The following is a 17200-nucleotide window of genomic DNA, read 5'->3' as shown; positions in this document are numbered from 1 at the left end:
TGACATCAATGATGAGTAAGCTGTCGTTATAGCCATCAGCAAGATAGGGCCAGGTTGCCCACCACCCGCACACTGCTGGCGTAACCGATCGAATCATATGTGCCGAGCAGCAGCGGCGAAGCTGGCTGGATTGCTCCGTGCCAGATGATCTGCAAGGCCCGCGTGCAGCCATCGGGCCACGTACACCAGGTTAGCCGCTGGATCGCCACACCGTGAGCGCAGTGCCAACCGTGTTCAGGCCGCCCAGGCGGGCGCGGCCGGGTTGGCGTGATGTCAACGATATGCAGCCCGCCGTTGTTGGCGGCGATGTAGGCACGATTGCCGGATACCGCCACACGCCGCTTTCGCGCCGGGCGCACGCAGCGTGCGCCCAGGGCCGCCGACTGGCGGCGCTGGACCACGTTGACGCTGGTCAGGCCGCCGTCCTGGTTCGCCAGGTAGGCTATCGAGCCAAGTAGAGCCATATCACTGGTTGCGCTGTTGCCATAATAGACGCCGGAGACGCGCCTCGCCGCGGCCGGGTTCGCGCATTGGCGTGATTTCCACGCTGCTGGGCGGTACGGTAGCGATATAGCCAGCGTTCCCACCACACTGACCGCCAGTACGCTTTCGTAGGTGTCGTAACTGCCGAGGATGACTGGCGCGGCCGGGTTGCCCACGTTGACGATCTCGCAGGCCGCGCCTTCACCGTCGGCTTTCACGTAGGCCAGGCCGCCGGCCAGGCGGCACTTCCTGGACGTTGCGCCAGGCGTGTCGAGCACGCTGCGCAGCGTCGGTGACAGTGGGTTGGAAACGTCAATGATTTGCAGGCCGCCGCTGTAACCGGCGTCAAGTGACATAGGCCAGATCACCGGCCACCGCAACCTGGCGTGGATCGCCGATCAGGGGCTGATACTGCTGCGCAGGATGGGTTGCGCCGGGATTGTTTCACCTCGATGATGCGCAGCGCCTTGGGCCACGCTGCCGTCGGCCACGTAGACCGTCGTCCCAAACCACGGCCACGCCATAGGCCGTTTCGGCGTGTTGTAAGAGCCCACAATCACCGGCGGTTGCTGTTGACGAGATGATCTGCAGGCCGCCATTGTAATCGTCCGCCACATAAGCCAGGGGCTGTTGACCATCACCTGCACAGCGCTAATGATGTCCGGTAGAACTGCACTCTGGCCCGCGACGGGGTTGGCCGGGTTGCTGAGGTTGAGAATGACCAGGCGCGGGCCGATGCCGGACATAGGCATAGGCGCGACGACGTCCACTGCATAGCTGGGGCCGCCGATCTGCCCCAGGATGTCTAGGTGTTCGTGGTTCCGAAAACGCGTCAGGGAAACGCTGCCGGGCGCAGGGATGGCGCGGTAGATTGAGCCAACGCGCCGCCGGTCAGCACAACGATCAGCAGGATAGTGAGGATCGAAGCAGGCGAAAACGCAGAGTCATGGAAATCCTTTTCGGTACGTGACTGGGTATCGAATGCTCGCAAAGTCTAATACCTGCGGGCCATTTGGCAAATTATCTCACGTCTGGTTGAGAAGAAGATGAAAAATCGAGGAACACGCAGCGCCAGGCTGATGACAGTTTGTCTAACTGCCGGTTGGGCGCAACGACCGCTGGGCGCAGCCTAAAGCCGAGGTCACGCCGGGGTGACAACGCAGTCTGTCACGTGACAGGCCCAGGCCGCAGGTCACGTCTCCGGCGTGACAACGGCCTGCGGCAGAGCTTGTTTCCCTTTCGTCCAGCGTCGTCCGGCCAGGGAGACTTCACCTCCGGCCGTAGGGTCAGCGTCTCCGGCGTGACAACGCCGTCTGTTGCGTGGCAGGCCCAGGCCGTAGGTCACGCCTCCGGCGTGACGACGCCCTCCGCCGCAGAGCTTGCTTCCCTCGTCCAACGTCGTCCGGCCAGGAGGCCGACCCAAGAACTGCGGAGATTTGGCAAATTGACTTGAACGCGAAAGCGGAGCATCCTTCGATGTTCCGCTTTCCTTGACATGGGTGATTGCTCAGGTGGTCAATCGCTCTTTGGCGCGCCGCCGGCTGCCTCCGGCATCCAGGGCATCTTGCAGCCCATGTGGCCGGCGCCTCCACCACCTCGACTGTCTCAGCCGCTGCGGTTTCCGTGGCCCGGGCCGCCGGGGCGTCGGTCGGCTTCGACGTCATGGCCCGCCCCATCAGCCTGTCCAACTGTGCGTTGATCTGCTTGACCCACCAGCATCCCGTCGCGGATCTCGTCGAGCACCTTGCTCTGGCGGACTTCATCCACCACCTTCTCGGCGTCTCTCGTACTTCTTCACCCAGCTTGCTGTCGCGGGCCGTCTTGACGGCTGCGCCAACCTGCTTACCGAACTCGATCAGCCCGTCGTGGACTTCGTCGCTCAGTTCTTTGCGCTTCGGGCTTTCCCAGGCGGTCTGCATGGGCGCCCAGCTTTGTCCCATCTGATTCAATTCGGCAAAAGGTCACCCTTTGGGTGTACACCGCCGCTCGTGGTCTTGTCCGTTGTCTTGCTTTCCTCTGTCATTTTCATACTCCTTTGTTTCATACACGCTAGTGCCGCGATGACCATTACGCACGGCGCCGCACGAAGTTGCACGCGCTTGCTGTCATTTTATCACGAGTGTTGTGTTCAGCACAAGCCGCTCAGCCCTCGCCAGTCCATCAGGCCCCATCAGCGGCAGGCGCGTGGTCATCGAAGTAAAAGCCAATTTCCACATCATAGGCGCCTGACGGCAGCGAGTCCGGCAAGCGCAGCACATGACGATCGGTCAGATACTCGCCGCTGAGCCAGCCGGTCGTCGGCAAACTTCCTGCGCCCGGCTCGCTGTCCGCCTGCGTGACCGTCTGCCCGTCCGCGACAACAGGTGTACGAACACACTGGCACGCCGCTTGGCTCGCCGGCTTGCCAATATAGCGTCAGGATGACGGAATCACCGCCGCCCGCCGGGTCGGCGTCAGGTCATAGCCCAGCAGGCGCGCCTGCTTGCCAAACTGCGCCACCTGCACGATCGCCGGCGCCGGCGCCTGCATCTGATGGGGCCGGTTCTTGGATCTCCACCGTGGCTACAGTCAAGATGGTCGTCACGTTGACCGGTCGGGATCAGACGCAGACCACTGACCGGGTCGAACAGGCCGGCGATCAGTCGGTAGCGACCGTCGGCCAGCGCACCGGCAGGCGCACCATGAGCGGCGTGCGCAGCAGGTCGCCGGCCTTGCCATTGCTGGCTTGGCAGATCAGGCAGTGGGGGGCCTTCCCAGGCAGCCGCCACGGCGCCGCGGGCGTCCAGCACTTGCACAAAAGCCCGCCAGTCATACGCGGGCGCCTGGGTCACCTGCCAGGCCAGGCTGACCGGCAGGTCGTCGCCCGGTCGCCAGGGGCCGGCCGCCAGATCGAAGCCCAGCCAGCGCAGTGCCGATCCCAATCGCCGGTTGCGTGGCTGCGCGATCGTCAGGCGCCGGGTCGAGAGGCGGCTGTGGCCGTGCAATCTCCACTTGGGCCAGCAGCCATTCAACGCCCTGCGCCTGGCCTTGCGCATTCAGGATGTCGAGCGGGCGGTCGGCCTGACCCTCTTGCTGTTGGTACACCTGGACGCGCAGGTCATAGCGGCCCGGCGGCGTGCCCGCGGGAATCCACAGCGTGGCGATCTGCGGCGGTCGGTCGAGTTCTCATTGGTCGAAGGCCCGTTGACCGTTGGCCGGCGCGCTGTCGCGCTGCGCCCAGGTGACACCCTGGCGATCGCTCAAACGTAGGCGCACCTGCCAGGCGCCGCCTGCGGGCGGATGTTCGGACAGGCGCCAAGTCAGGCTGATGGGGAGCGCGCCGGCGCCGGCCGCCACTGGCTGGCTGCTCACCTGCGCGGTGGTCAGCGTGAGCCAGGTGCCGAAGCGTGCGCCGGGCGCGGTTTGCCCTGCGCTTGCGGGCGGCACGAACAGTGTGAGGCGCGTACTTGGGCTGATCCAGCGATTCAGCACCGGGAAACCCTGCTGCATCAGGCTGGCCTCGATTTGCGTTTCCAGGATGCCGCCCAGGCTGAGGTGCGCGGGAAACCAGACCTGTTGCCCCTGCCGGAGCCTCTCGTGTAGCGAAATGCTGATTGAATCGTCCCAGGCTGCGGAAGGGCTGAGAAGCGCTTGCGGCCCGTGGGGCAGATAGCTGCGTAGATAGCCAACTTGCCAGGGATAGACACAGAAGGCCATGTCGGCGGCGCTGCCACGCGCGGCCATTTCCGCGATCAGGGGGCGATAGTCGTCGTTGGCGTAGCGCGGGATGGTGAAGAAGCGAATCAACGCCAGCACAGTGACTAACACCAGGCTGAGGTTGAGCGCGGTGCGGAGCAGGCGGGCGCTGCGGCCAGGCGGCGATGGGTTGATTGTTGGGGCGATGACCGCAGCCAGCCACAGCCAGAAGGCGGGCGCAAGCGCGCTGAGCAGACGTTCACCGCGCAAGGGGGCGAAGGGAAGCGCAGGTTGAGCAGGAATCCGCAAGCCAGTGCCACGGCCAGCAGCGAGAGCCCGGAGGGCTGCCGTGGGAACGTTGCGCGCTCAGCCCGACCAGGATGAGCAGGCCGAGCAGGATGAGCAGGGCGAGCAGGGCGAGTGTATCCAGCCCGGCGGGCTTGGCATGGCCGATGAGGAATGCGGTCAGATGACGGGCAACGTAATCGGCCAGTGAAAGCGGGGTATCGGCGTCCTGGGTCACTTTGTAGGCGACGTCGGCCAGGTGCGCACCGATGAAGCTTCGGAGGCTGGGGTCAGGCGTCGCGCTACTCTGCCCGCGGCGCTTGATCCGGTTGAAAAGGACGACCAGGAAAGCGCCCAGGGGCAGCAGGATGGCGTAATACTGAGTGTAGGCCGGCCAGCGGCCGTCGCCAGAGTCAGGGCACACATGCGCGGGGTGCGCGGTCGCGGCGCGTTGGGCCAAGCCAGGGCGCGCCAGGATCGCATGAGCAGGGCCAGGCTGCTGACCAGGCCGTACATGCGGATTTCCTGGCTGTAGTAGAGATGAAACGGGTTGAGGGCCACCAGCACCGCGGCGACCAGGGCCGGGGTCGCGGTGGCCGGACGCGGGCGGGGCAACAGGCGCCGGGCGGCCACGGGGATCAGGGCAATGGCCGGCAGACTGACGTAGACCGAAAAGAGGCGCAGCGTGTGCGGCGCCGGGCCGAGCAGGGCGATCCAGGCGTGCAGGAGGGCGTAATAGAGCGGTGGGTGGATGTCCTGTGCGGTCAGGGCGAGCATGTCGCCCAACGTGTGGGTGGCGAACCAGACGCTGTAGCCTTCGTCCCACCAGAGTGGCTGAAAATCGAGCCGCTGGACGCGCAGGGCCAGGCCAAGCAAGAGTAAACCACTGAGGATGAAAGCACGACCGGCCGGTGAGAGTTGTTCGCTCGCCAGGCGCCAAAACGAACGACGTTTGCCCGGGGGTGCAGGGCGAACGTCGTCCGTGGCAATGCCGTTCTGTGAATCAGCGTTTCCACCATGTGACCAGAACATCGTGCGTTCTGTCTTTGAGGTTGCCGCTGATCACATCAGAGACTTCCTTGCCGCTGCCATCTATGACGACGGCGGGAATGCGCCGCGGTGCGGGAGTTCGAGTTTGGCGTTGTATTTGAATTCACTGGGCTGACCGGGGTTGGCGTTTTGCCAGGTGGCGCCGAACGGGACCTCCTGCGTGCCGGAGGGGGCGCTGACCCGGAGCTTGTAGCCGCCGCTGTGGGGCGTGGCTTCGCCGGTTTTGCCCAGGCGACCCCAGAAGGTGACGATGCCGAAGTTGGTGTCATCCGCATCGCGTATTTCCAGGCCAGTCTGGACGAAGATGGTGGCCGCGGCCGGTGGGGTGGTTGGCTGAGCGGTGGGCCGTGGCCGGGCGGTGGGCTGCGGCGCCGACGTGGGGCGGCGCGACGTCTTTGACCACCTCGACGGCGCCGGCATTGCCCTCGGCGCGCATATTGAGCGGAAACCCAACCGTTCTTGCTGTTGACGCAGCAAATCTGCCACCAACTGCTGTCGGCATTGCGCCCGGTGATTTCAGACGCTGATTCTGGCGCCGCGCGATGCTGGGGTAGCTGGTTGACGGCCCGCTGCGAATGTTGAGATTGTTGAGGGTGATGACCGCCTGCGGTTTGGGCAGCGGTGTGGGCGTCTCGGGCAGCGGCGTGGCGGTGGACGGTTCTGCGGGTGTAGGTGTCGCGGGAACGGCTGTCGGTTCCGGGGGCAGGGGGGTGGCCGTGGGCTTGGCCGCAGTCGGGGTGAAGGTCGGCACCAGCGTGCGCTGCGGGGAAACCGTTTGCTGCGACTGGCCGCCGGGTGCGGTGCAGCCAACGATCAAGAACAGCGCACAGGCCAGGGGGATGAGAACGCGGTAGCGCGGTAATGGCATGACTGGTATGCTCCTCTCGTGAAAAACAAGATCGCGTCGGTTAACGATGAAAATGCGGCCTCACCTCATCCCCCGGCCCCTTCTCCTCTCCACTGTGTGGAGAGGAGAAGGGGGGAAGAGTATTGTCGCGCAGTATAGCACAAGGCCATGACGGGCGCCAAATCGCAGGAATTCCAAATATACCCGGAATCGAGGCTTCAGCCGGTCTGCCACAGGGTTCTCAAGTGCCCAATAACCGCCTAAAGGCTCCATTCCAGATGTCTTCAGCGACCACATTTTGGAATTCCTGGCCAAATCGCTTCAGAAACGGCGCTTGAAGCGAATGTGATACCACTTGGGTTGACTGGCGCTGGTGTAGAGACGCACGATGCTGGACTCACGACGGGTGCCGCTGCCGTCCACCACGTAGACCTGCCAGACGTTATCACCCAGCTCGGCAAAGCCGTTGGTGTCGAACTGCAGGTTGACCAGGCGTCGCCGGGCAGGGGGTTAGCCGATTGGGCGCGAATAGCCCCAACTGCTGTCAGAAACCTGCGGGCTGACCCATGATTGACCTCGACCCTCGAGGACGAACATCAGGCGGTAGCCCCAGAGCGGCGCGCCGTTGTTGGCCTTGATTTGCGCACCTACCTTGAGCCAGTTGTTGCCCCAGTTGGGGAATTCCTCGATGCCTTCGACGTCGAAGCCAACGGCTTCGGTGGCCGTCGGGGTGATGGTCGGCGTGAGGGTTGGCGGCGCCGGCGTAAAGGTCGGCGCTGGCGGTGGTTCCACTGTGACTACTTCGACATCGGTGGCATCACCGCTGACCTGCACCAGGCTGGCTGTGACCCAGGCGAGGCTGGCATCGGGCAGGCAGCAGATGCGCCACCAGGCGTAGTCAGCCGAACGACCGACGATGTCGTAAGTTTCGCCCTGGCGAATGGTTCCGGCCAGGGGGTAGTCGGTGCCCGGACCCGTGCGTACGTTCAGCTCAGCCACCGGCACCAGGATCATCGGGCCGGGCGTGGCCGTGGCGGTTGGCTCACCGGTGGAAGTGGCGGTGGGTGTGGGGCCAGGCGTGGGGGTATCGGTCGCCGTCGGCGTGATGGTGGGTGTGGGCGGAAACGGCGTATCGGTAAGCGGCAGGACCGTGGGCGTGAAGGTCGGCTGCAGGACGGGGGTGAGAAAAGGCGATCGGTGTCGGCGAGGGTGTCAGCGGCGGAAAGAGCCGGATCAGGCTGGTCAGCGAGCAGCCCATGGTGCCCAAGAGCGCGACGAGGGCCAGGGTCAGGACAGCGACCAGGCGGCGCTGTCCGGCGGTAAGGCGACCGGGGTGCTTGGCGGTGCGGCGATTCTGCGCCGGCGTACCGTGTTCAGCGGATGTGGCGGAAGCCAATGTACACCTCCCGGTAAGGATTGGCCGCGTCCGTGGTGAACGAAATCTGCTCGGAAACAGGATGGCCGCCGGTGTCGGCCAGGTAGGCGATGTAGGTGCCATTGCCGGGCGCAAACAGGGTGTATTCGAGATTGAACGCCTGCCGGTCGCCAAAGCCGGGCGGTTGCGACCAGGAGAAGACGTCTTTGGACAGGTCAGCGGAACTGATGTCCGTCCAGGGCGATTGGGACACATCGGGCGTGCCGGTGGGCGTGGCGGTGGGCGCAGGTCCAGACGCCGGTTGGAGTTGGCGTCCAGGTGGCGGTCCAAACCGGCGTGGGCGTGCCGATGGGTTGACCTACGCCCTCGCGGCGGAACAATTTTAGTTGATAGCCGGGCATGGGATCGCCGTTGGCGAAGAAGACTTTGACCCAGATTTTGAGGAAGGTGTTGTTGGTCAGGTAAAACTGCGGCCCGATGGCGCGGTAGAAGAGCGGCACCGGTGTCGAGGTCACGGTTGGGGTCAGGGTGGGCGTCCAGGTCCAGGTGGGGGTGGGCGCAGGCCCTTCCTGCCTGACTGGAGCGCCGGCGGCATCGCCGTTGATGGTCACGAGATCGGCCTTGACCCATGCGCGGCGTCCCTTGACGCAGCAGATGTACCACCAGCGTTGGTTGGGGTCGGGGTCGTCATTGCGCCCGACGATGTCATAGGTGGCGCCTGGCTGGATCTTGCCTACAATGGGGTAATCGGCGCTGGGGCCGCTGCGTGCGTTGGTGTCCTCTGCCAGCGGCTGCGCCAGGGCAACGGGGGTTGGGGTGGGCGTGGGCGGTTCCGGCGTCGCGGTGGGCGTGTCGGTGTCGGTGGGTGTCACCGTCGCCGTCGGCACGGTTGGGGTTGGGGTGACGGTGGGCGGCACGTAGGGTGTCGGCGTAAAGGTGGCAATCAGCACACGCGTGGGGCCGGCGGAGGCGGTGACGGTTGGGGTGGCCGTGGCCGCGCTGCGTGGCAGGAGTGACAAGGCGCCGCCCGCGGAGCAGCCCAGGGTTGCCAGCGCCAGTAGAATGACGGTGAGCAGGATACTGGGTGGGACGCGGCGGCGCGCGGGCAGATGAGGCGCGGCGTGACTCGATGGCGTTACCAAAGAGGTGGTGCCCGTGCTTGAGTTGGGCATCTGATTGACTGATTGGTTTTGTGCGTGTCTCAAGAGTGTTACAACGGGGCCTGGGGCGAGAAATTTCAACTTGTTTGACGTGAGGGCAAGTATAACACAGGTGAGACGAGATGACAATTTGCCGGAGAGCGGGGTGTGCGGGTCGCAGGAGCGAGAATTGACCCCGGCGCCCGGCTCAAAAACAAACGTAATCAGTCATCCCCACTGATTACGTTTTTCGCCATCACTCCCTCATCACAGCGTAATCAGAACGTAATCAGTCCTGACTCGTGGTCTTGCGACGGGTGTGGTCGGCCCCCCAGCCCCCAATCCTGAGCGAAAGGGCATGTTGCGCTACACGCTTTCCGCCCAATTCGTCTCTCGTCTCCCCATCCCCGACGCGCCCGCGACCGACTGCGATGCCATCGGCGAGTTGGCCATGCAGATCACGGCGCAGGCGCAGGCGCGCTACGCTCTGCACCGCCAGGTGCGACATCGCGTTCTGACAGACTTGGGCACGCTGGGCAAGGATGGGGTCATCGCACCTTTGAATCAGAAGCTCACCGCCTGGTGGCAGCTCGACTTTCCGGGTTTGCGCGGCGAGGTGCAGAAGGTTTTTCGCCGCGACATCCCGTTGAAGGAGCGCGACGCGTGGGAGGCATGGCTGGCTGAGCGGTGCGCGGCGCACGATCATCTGACCGCGCAGATCGTGCGGCTGGAGACGGACCTCAATCGCCGCGTCTACGCGCTGTTCGACCTGACTGCGGCCGAGATCAAGCTGATCGAGGAAAGCACGAAATATCGGTATAGGGAAGTATAGGGTTTTACGGCGTCAACAAGCTGCCAATGCCGTAGGCATTGGCAGCTTTCAGGCGCAGGCTTAGTGGGTGGTGTCCTGTGGCGGTGAGGCAAGGAGCAGGCGCTGCCAGTCGTCCAGGGTGGGCACCGTGCGCAAGGCACAAAGAGGCCGGGCTTTTGTGCAAAACCCGGTCTCTCTGCAAGCGAAAGAACAACTATTTTCGGGGACGGGTTACCTTACGACCGAACGGTGCGACGGCGCAGCGCCACCGCGCCTGCCATTAACAGCAGCAAACCGGCCAGGGGCGCCCAGCGGACGGCATCCGGCGCGGTCGCCAACGTATCGAGCTGCACAGCCGTTGGCTGGCGAATGGTGGTGGTATCGGTCGCGGCACGGCTCTGGCCGCTGGTGTCGGCCAGTGTGGCCGTGGTAGAAGCGGTCGGCCCGACGATGGCTTGCACCTTGAACCAGGCTCCACCCTCGGACTTGGGCCGTAGAGCGCCCAAATTCCAGGTCAGGACGCCGCCCACCGGCGTGATGCCGCCATCGGCCGAGAGGAACGTCGTGTTCGGCGGCACCGTCGCGGTCAGCGTGGCGCCAGGCGCGGCGCCAAAGCCGATGTTGTTCCAGTGGATGTAGTAGGTGATCGTCTCACCTGCGTTCACCGGATCCTTGTCATCAGCGATGGTGAGGGAGAGCGCGTGGTCGCATCCCCAGTTGACGGCTGTACCGGTTGCGGGGGTGAAGCGCACGGCGCGCCCGGCCGCCAGGTTGGCCGAGTTGCGATACGAGTAGAGCTGCCCAACAGCCCCCGCGGAGTCTTCCAGACCCACGGTCGTGAAATTGGGCCAGCTCAGGGTGTTGTACTGGTAGGTGATGGCGCCAGAGGTGAGATCCAGGATAATCTCGAAGGTCTCCGGGAAGCCACTCGCCCAGTGCTGCACCTGGTAGTATTCGATGACATACAGGTTGCCAACCGCCTTGGCGTAGATGGTGCCTTGGGTGCCGAGAGCGGGGTTCAGGTCTTCGCCCAACGCCATCACGTCGGTGTTTGGCCGGCCCTCGAAGGGCAGAACCATGTGCGCCGTGGTGTAGTTGGTCGTGCCGAAGAAGACGAAGCCGTTCGAGTTGATGCGGAACGTGGTGTAGGCCGTGCCGAAGTAGGTGAACGCCGAGGGCAGCGTAATCGCGGCCGAGCTTGCATCATCATCCAACGGGTACGCGGTGCCATCGGTCGCATCAATCCATTCATAGAGCGGACTACCCGGCTGGCGGTTGTCCAGGCACGTGTAATTCGCGAGCGCCGTCAACGTGAAGTTGGCTGTCGTGTTGCCGGCCACGATCACGCTCTGTGATCCAGTGACATAGCCGGGATGCTGCGCTTCGATCGTGTAAGTGCCGGGCGGCACCAACAGGCTGTAGTTGCCGCTGCCATCTGCAAAGACCGGGGCCGCCAGGGCTTCGTTCTTGACCAGGATCAAGGCTGGAATGCCGCCCCCAACACCATCATCCATCACGTAGTTGACATTGCCGCTGACGGTGAAGTTGCCCAAGGACGTCAGGTTGAAGTTCTGCACGGTGGTGCCGTTCTGCACGACCACCACCGCGGGAGCGGTACCTTGCTGGTAGCCATAAGCACTGGCCGTCATCGCCCATGTGCCGGCGCCGGCGACGACCTTGTAGAAGCCGTTCTTGTCGGTCTGGGTCGTCAGCGTCTTACCCATCATGCTGTAGGTCACGGTGGCGCCCGCCAGCGGCATCGCGCCAGAGGTGACTGTGCCTTGCAGGTAGCCCGCCTGGTACACCAGGTCGGCTGCCGCCTTGACGTCAATGCGGCCCCAGCCAAAGACATTGTTCGGGATCTGGCTGCCGGGCACGCCGCCACAGGTCTGTGTGCTGGTGAGCGGCAGCGCGCTCTTGCGCAGCAGTTCCTCAAGCTCGGCCACACGCCCGCGCAGCTTGGGCTCGAGCGAAATCAGCAGGGCGACCGCACCAGCCACGTGTGGTGAGGCCATGGATGTGCCACTGTAAACGGCGTACGCGTTCGTTGGAACACTCGATCGTACACCGTTGCCAGGGGCAGAGACGTTGGGGCCAGTCTGGCCGGTGAACGGGTTGGGGCCACGGGATGAGAAACTGGCAATGGTGTCGGTGGTGGTGGTCGCGGCCACATTGAAGGCAGAGGGGTTGTCGCCTGGCGAGCCCAGGCGGCCACAACCATCCGCTGCGCTCGAACCACTGTTGCCGGCCGAGAATGTCGGGAAAACCCCACTCGCGCGCAGAGCGGCAATCACGTCCTCGAAAATCTCGCTGCCGCCCGGGCCGCCCCACGACTGGTTGAGCACGTCGGGACGCTTGCTCGGATCGGGGTTATTGCCGGCCAGGTCCGTGGGAGCCACCATAAACTGCTGGGCTTCCAGCAGGGCTTCATTGCTGGGACAGCAGCCGTAGGCGGCGATCCACTTGGCGCCAGGCGCCACGCCGATCTGGTTGACGCCACCATCGTCGCCGATCATGGTACCCATGGTGTGCGTGCCATGGCCATTATCGTCGGCCGGGAAGGTGCTGCTGACGCCTGTGGGGTCATACCAGTTGTAGTTGTGATTGAACACCCCACCCCCCAGGTTGCCGCGATAGTGGTTCACCAGGACCGGGTGATCGTACTGCACGCCGGTGTCCACATTGGCGGCCACCGCGCCGGCGCCGGTTACACCGTAGGTCGTCCAAACGTCGGGGGCGCGAATCTTGGCCACGCCCCACTCGACCGTGTCCGGCGCGGTAACGGTCTCGTCAGGAATGACGATCTGGGCTTCCAGTTTTGCGTTGAGGAGAATGGCGCCGACTTCGGGCATGGCCGCCAGGGTGCGGAGGGCCGTCGCATCGGCGAGGACGGAGACCATGTTGACAATCCAGAACGACTTGACCGCTGACGCATGGCCCGCCGCTTCGGCCACGGCGAGTTGGCCCAAGACGGTGGGCTGCGTGCGGTTTGCCGTGCCGCGCAGGGCGTTGTAGACGGCCCACCCGCGTGCGGTCCAGTCCTCAATAGCGGCCGCCTCTTGCAGGTTGGCCTGTTCGCTGAGCTTGACAAAGACCGGCACCTTGCCGTCGGGTGTTGTGTCCAGGGCCTTCCACACACCAGCATCAATTTTCTCAGCATAGGCGACGGCCGGGGTTGAACCAACCCAGCGCGTCGGTGCAATGCCGGAGACACCCAGGGCGCTGACCAGCAGGATGGCAACGAGGGCAATGCGCATCCAGGGTCGGCCCGACAACCAATGGAAACGAGAGAGGTTCATGACTCTGACTCCTTGTGGTCGCGAAACAAGGGCGCCTGCGGTGACATGCCACCCCATTGTCCGATCCAAGCGATCAGCGTCACCGCAGCGTGACCTTGGTTCTGCGTAGGGCGAGTAACGGTGGCAAATCCATTGTAACACGTACTTACCAAATTCCGCAACTAACCTGAAAATGCTTTAACGCAAAGTGGAACGAGAAGCGGATAGCCGCCGAGTTGAAACAGCGTGGGCTGGCGCAGATTAGTCATATTACAACTTCTATCGTTTGCACGGCAGCCTTGCCTTTCAAACGCCAGCTTCTCGTTACTGCGCCTGCAAGACACCGATTAACCATGGCCTTTTTGGCATCCCAACTCTCCCACAGGCTTTGCGCGAGGCCTACCCCCCTGCACCAGATTATTCAGATCTCGTCACCGACTGGCCTACCGTAAAGCGTCGGCTTGCTCTTGTTCCAGTAACCAGCTAATGCTATTCGCTTATTAAGGATCTAGTGGAATTACAGCCCGAAGGCGATTAGTTGTCTTGCGACGCCGCCACGATCTGCGCCACGCTGATGCGCATACCGCGGATCACGGGTTTGCCGACCAGCACCCGCGGATCGGCTGTAATCCGGCCAAGTAACCTCTCCCTCAGTTCATACGTCATTTTTGCTCCCATTCCCTGCATCTTTGTCTGTCCTCCACCGCAAGCACCACCAGTGTAGCACAGGCGGAAGCGTAACGACAATTCGTCACATAAAACGCAGGAGCCTCCCTCTCCTTACCACGGCTCCGACAGTTTGGCGATGATGTCCTGTCGCGAGAGCACGCGCGAGCACAGCTCCCAGCGGTTCGCCTCCGGCTCTACACTCGACTCGTACCGTAATTCGAACGCGTTCTTCGCCAGCTGTCTCAAGTGGATGTACTGATCCATCTTCACTTCCAACTCCTCGACGTTCTCGATCCACTCGTCGTCACTCGTGTCTGGCAGGCCGCCGAAGATGTCGTATTTGTCCTTCAGCCGTCGCGAGATAGCCTGGTACACCTTCTCGTCCTGCGTGTCGTGGTAGACCAGGTTGAGCATGTCCACGTTGCGCCGCGCCTGGCCGAAGCGCTTGATGCGGCCCAGGCGTTGCTCCAGCCGCGACGGGTTCCACGGCAGGTCCACGTTGATCAGCGTCCCCAGCGCCTGCAGGTTCAGCCCCTCGCACGCAGCGTCGGTGGCAACCACCAGGCGGATCGCCCGCGCCTTGACCGCGGCGTTGCTCGCCTCGCGGCCCACCGCGTTGAACGCGGCGTCGCGGTACAGGCCGCTCTTGCCCAGGCCCGCATACACCGCCACCGGCTCGCCCGGCAGCGTCCCGGCCAGCTCGGCTGCAATCCAACGTGCGGTGTCGTAGTATTGGCTGAAGATGATCGAGCCGTGCTCCAGCCAGGTCTTGCCCTCCACACGGTGCTGGGTCAGGAAGTATTTTACCGCGGCCAGCTTGGGATCGCGCGCCTCGGGTCGCGAAAGCTCGGCGACGATGGTCTTCAGGAAGCCCGCCTCGACCGGCGTCAGCGTCGAGCGCATCCTGCAGCCTTTCGGCGTCTTCCTCGTCGTCCAGGATCTCGCGGCGCAGCATCCGCTGGGCAGTGGCGCGACCCGAGGCGAAGCTGGAACAGATGCGTTGCAGCAGTAGCGACTTCATAAAGCCGGCCGCCCTGGTGCGCGCACCCAGCGCTGCGGTAAACTCCTCGGCGGCCCTGTACGCCAGGTCGAACGGCCGGTTGGTGAGCAGGCCCAGCCCTGCAAAACTCTGGCCCGGATAGGCGTTCGCGCCCATCTTTGGGTGGGGGTGGACCGTCACGCCGACGCGCTCCAACAGCCCTTGATCCTCCAGCGTCTCGCGGCGGCGGAGCACGGTGTGGCGCACCAGTGGGTTCTGGCGTTGGAAGAAGCCCGGCGCCAGCGCCCCATCAATGGTCGCCTGGGTGAACGGGTCAAAGGAACTGAACCCCCGGTCGCTGAAGAAGCGCCGGTCATCAATGCCCGCGCCCAGGCGTAGCGTCGCGAAGAGGGGATCCTCGCCGGCCGGCGGCAGCGGGCTGCGCAACAGCTCCCACGCCTCGCGCCCGTCCGCCGGCGACTGCTCACCCTTCACGTACGGCAGCGCGCGCTCCCAGTCGGGCCAGATTCTGACGTAGTTACTGCCCATGACGAAATCCACGCCGCCGTTCAGCACGGCCATCAGGTCCCACAGCTCCGAGACCGCGGTCTGGATGGGGGTGGCGGTGCCCAGCAGCAGGTTCCTGGTGCGCGGGCCGACCTGCAGCATGAAGTCGAGCAGGTTGTTGGGCTGATCCCGGCCATCTCCCAAACCGCCGCGGCGTCGCGCCTTGTGCGCCTCATCCAGCACGACGGTTCCGTAGGAACCGCGCCGTCCCAACAGCGCGGCCCGCTCGGCCGAATTGTGAAAAATCAGGCCGGTGGAGACGATCGCGATCCGGTAGGGGCAATAGACAATGTCCTCCGGCTTTGCCGTACGGATCAGATGCTCATCGGGGTCGAGCCACATCTTGCGCGCGGAAAGCCAGACCGCGCTGGGGATGCCCAGCCGATCCTTGAGCTCGGTCTGCCACTGCTGCGCCAGCGTTGCGGGGCAGAGGATCAGCACGGGGCCGTCGTCAAGCAGCGCGGAGACCATCGCGCTGGCCGCCAGCGAGAGGGTCTTGCCCAACCCCACCTCGTCGGCCAGCAGGAGCCGCGCCGCCCCGTAGGTCTCGCGGTGCTGCAGGAACATCGTGACGAACGCGCGCTGCCAGGGCCTGAGCTGCTCGCCGCCCCGGTAGATCGGCGCTTCGGCCAGGCTGGCCGCGGGCAGGTCGTGTGGCGCGACCTGCTCGAAGCGCACCTCGACCCGCTCCGCGACGCGCTTGACCTCCTCGACGATCGCGTCGGGCAGCGGGTACGCGTCCCGCCAGAGCGCCTCGAACTCCTCCTCGACCCACGTCACCCCTGCCGGCGACGTGTCCTCCCAGAGGATCTCGTAGTTCCCCGCATACGCGCGGCGCGTCTCGTTGATCGAGCCGAGGAAGCAGGTCTTGCCCTCCGGCGTCTCGATGACCCCGGCCTTGCCGTGCAGGAAGACCCGGTCCCGCGGCACCACACGCACCTGTACGTTGCCGGCGCGCAACAGTTCCCATAGCCTGCGGTAGCGCTCCCGCTCCAGCAGCGCCTCGATCTCCACGGGCGCCTGGTTCCACCGCTCCTTCAAGTTGGCCTCGCGCGCGGCCTTCGCCACCGCGAGATCGGCCGCGTCCAGCTCGCTGTTGCAGACGATGCGCACATCGGGGATGCCCGCGATCTCCTCGCCGACCAGCTCGAAGATGGAGCTGCGGAAGTAGCCCGCGATGCGCCGGTACGACGTGGCGCGGCGCAGCTTGTCACGCAGGAACGCGTGATCGAGCCGCTGGCGGAGAGAGGAGTAGCGGTTGATCGTGCTCACGGCTCTCGTCTATCCCCCTTCGGGAACCGCTCTTCGACGTACCGCTGCCAGCGCTGGCGCATCTCGCGCGCCGCCTCGTCGGCGGGGAACAGGCGCAGGTAGTCGTTTAGGTCCTGGATGGCATCACGCGCTCGCCCTTCGTTGACCCCGGCATCCCTTGCCGCCTGAGACCGGTCCTCTGCGGCCGCCAGATCTCCTGAGGCCAGGTAATACACGGCCAGGTTGAGCCGGTTCCGCCAATCGTCCGGCGACGCCGTTTCCGCGGCGCGTGCGCCTTCGATGGCCCGGGCCAGGTCGGATGCCGCGGCTTCCTCCTGGCCAAGCGCACGGCAGGTCAATGCCCTACCGTACAAATACCAGTCGCTAGAGTCCAACTCGATCGCCCGGTCGAAGTCGGCCAGCGCCTGCGCGTACTGCCCCATCTGCCGGTAGGTCAAGCCACGACCCGCAATCGCCCAGGCATCCGTCTCATCGAGACCGATGGCGCGGTCGAAGTCGGCCAGCGCCTGCGCGTACTGCCCCATCTGCCGGTAGGTCTCGCCACGACTGGCAATCGCCCAGGCATCCTTCTCGTCGAGGCCGATGGCGCGGTCGAAGTCGGCCAGCGCCTGCGCGTACTGCCCCATCTGCCGGTAGGTCTCGCCACGACCCGCAATCATGCTGGCGTTGGTCTCATCGAGGCCGATGGCGCGGTCGAAGTCGGCCAGCGCCTGCGCGTACTGCCCCATCTGCCGGTAGGTCTGGCCACGACTGGCAATCGCCCAGGCCAT

18 protein-coding genes and 1 pseudogene are annotated in these 17200 nt (G+C 64.5%); 2 read left to right on the top strand and 17 right to left on the bottom strand.

The window, feature by feature from the left end:
• Positions 1–35 precede the first annotated feature (35 nt).
• The 7 genes from IPF85_RS19960 to IPF85_RS19930 form a co-directional block, all read right to left on the bottom strand.
• Complete coding sequence (locus tag IPF85_RS19960; RefSeq protein ID WP_343409816.1) at positions 36–839, bottom strand: hypothetical protein; 804 nt, start codon at positions 837–839, stop codon at positions 36–38.
• Positions 840–881: 42 nt separating this feature from the next.
• On the bottom strand, positions 882–1235 hold the full coding sequence (locus tag IPF85_RS19955; RefSeq protein ID WP_343409815.1) for a hypothetical protein: 354 nt from the start codon (positions 1233–1235) through the stop codon (positions 882–884).
• 80 nt (positions 1236–1315) lie between these two features.
• Positions 1316–1474 (bottom strand): hypothetical protein, encoded by a 159-nt coding sequence (locus IPF85_RS19950; RefSeq protein WP_343409814.1) that lies wholly within the window; start codon positions 1472–1474, stop codon positions 1316–1318.
• Positions 1475–2643: 1169 nt separating this feature from the next.
• The gene (locus tag IPF85_RS19945; protein ID WP_343409813.1) at positions 2644–2787 is read right to left on the bottom strand and encodes a hypothetical protein; all 144 of its coding nucleotides are present in this window, start codon (positions 2785–2787) and stop codon (positions 2644–2646) included.
• Between the two features lie 334 nt (positions 2788–3121).
• Positions 3122–3295 (bottom strand): hypothetical protein, encoded by a 174-nt coding sequence (locus tag IPF85_RS19940; RefSeq protein WP_343409812.1) that lies wholly within the window; start codon positions 3293–3295, stop codon positions 3122–3124.
• On the bottom strand, positions 3292–3567 hold the full coding sequence (locus IPF85_RS19935) for a hypothetical protein (RefSeq protein WP_343409811.1): 276 nt from the start codon (positions 3565–3567) through the stop codon (positions 3292–3294). Before IPF85_RS19935 ends, IPF85_RS19940 begins: the two co-directional genes overlap by 4 nt.
• An 81-nt stretch (positions 3568–3648) precedes the next feature.
• Positions 3649–4428 (bottom strand): hypothetical protein, encoded by a 780-nt coding sequence (locus IPF85_RS19930; RefSeq protein ID WP_343409810.1) that lies wholly within the window; start codon positions 4426–4428, stop codon positions 3649–3651.
• 79 nt (positions 4429–4507) lie between these two features.
• On the opposite strand from IPF85_RS19930, the gene IPF85_RS19925 reads away from it, so the two are divergent.
• A complete protein-coding gene (locus IPF85_RS19925; protein ID WP_343409809.1) occupies positions 4508–4654 on the top strand; it encodes a hypothetical protein in 147 nt (48 codons plus the stop codon).
• Positions 4655–4677: 23 nt separating this feature from the next.
• Here IPF85_RS19925 and IPF85_RS19920 read toward each other — a convergent pair whose 3' ends face one another.
• The 5 genes from IPF85_RS19920 to IPF85_RS19900 all read right to left on the bottom strand — a co-directional run bounded on the left by IPF85_RS19920 (position 4678) and on the right by IPF85_RS19900 (position 8887).
• Positions 4678–5475 carry a hypothetical protein gene (locus IPF85_RS19920; RefSeq protein ID WP_343409808.1) on the bottom strand — a complete coding sequence of 266 codons (798 nt, stop codon included), beginning with the start codon at positions 5473–5475 and terminating at the stop codon, positions 4678–4680.
• A gap of 283 nt (positions 5476–5758) precedes the next feature.
• Positions 5759–6361, bottom strand: a complete 603-nt coding sequence (locus tag IPF85_RS19915; protein WP_343409807.1) for a hypothetical protein — start codon at positions 6359–6361, stop codon at positions 5759–5761.
• Between the two features lie 489 nt (positions 6362–6850).
• Positions 6851–7339 carry an SH3 domain-containing protein gene (locus tag IPF85_RS19910; protein ID WP_343409806.1) on the bottom strand — a complete coding sequence of 163 codons (489 nt, stop codon included), beginning with the start codon at positions 7337–7339 and terminating at the stop codon, positions 6851–6853.
• A 374-nt stretch (positions 7340–7713) separates the two neighbouring features.
• A complete protein-coding gene (locus tag IPF85_RS19905) occupies positions 7714–7968 on the bottom strand; it encodes a hypothetical protein (RefSeq protein WP_343409805.1) in 255 nt (84 codons plus the stop codon).
• A complete protein-coding gene (locus IPF85_RS19900) occupies positions 7931–8887 on the bottom strand; it encodes an SH3 domain-containing protein (protein ID WP_343409804.1) in 957 nt (318 codons plus the stop codon). The genes IPF85_RS19905 and IPF85_RS19900 overlap by 38 nt, the downstream gene beginning before the upstream one ends.
• Positions 8888–9212: 325 nt before the next feature.
• Between IPF85_RS19900 and IPF85_RS19895 the strand changes: the two genes are divergently transcribed.
• Positions 9213–9686, top strand: coding sequence for a hypothetical protein (locus tag IPF85_RS19895; protein ID WP_343409803.1), 474 nt, complete (start codon positions 9213–9215; stop codon positions 9684–9686).
• Between the two features lie 215 nt (positions 9687–9901).
• On the opposite strand, the gene IPF85_RS19890 is transcribed toward IPF85_RS19895, so the two are convergent.
• From IPF85_RS19890 to IPF85_RS19870, 5 genes and pseudogenes are all read right to left on the bottom strand, one after another.
• On the bottom strand, positions 9902–12964 hold the full coding sequence (locus IPF85_RS19890; protein WP_343409802.1) for a S8 family serine peptidase: 3063 nt from the start codon (positions 12962–12964) through the stop codon (positions 9902–9904).
• A gap of 513 nt (positions 12965–13477) precedes the next feature.
• Entirely contained in the window at positions 13478–13609 is a 132-nt protein-coding gene (locus tag IPF85_RS19885; RefSeq protein WP_343409801.1) for a DUF433 domain-containing protein, read from the bottom strand.
• A gap of 114 nt (positions 13610–13723) precedes the next feature.
• Positions 13724–14515 carry a C-terminal helicase domain-containing protein gene (locus tag IPF85_RS19880; RefSeq protein WP_343409817.1) on the bottom strand — a complete coding sequence of 264 codons (792 nt, stop codon included), beginning with the start codon at positions 14513–14515 and terminating at the stop codon, positions 13724–13726.
• 703 nt (positions 14516–15218) lie between these two features.
• Positions 15219–16430: pseudogene (locus IPF85_RS19875) on the bottom strand (phospholipase D-like domain-containing protein); the annotation flags it as partial.
• On the bottom strand, positions 16427–17200 hold a 774-nt coding region (locus tag IPF85_RS19870), incomplete at its 5' end, for a tetratricopeptide repeat protein (RefSeq protein WP_343409800.1). The pseudogene IPF85_RS19875 and the gene IPF85_RS19870, both read right to left, overlap by 4 nt.

The sequence above is a fragment of the Candidatus Amarolinea dominans genome, assembly GCF_016704685.1.
Classification (GTDB): domain Bacteria; phylum Chloroflexota; class Anaerolineae; order SSC4; family Amarolineaceae; genus Amarolinea; species Amarolinea dominans.
Note: the sequence above shows the minus strand (reverse complement) of the source record. Positions and strands in the feature narration are given on the sequence as shown.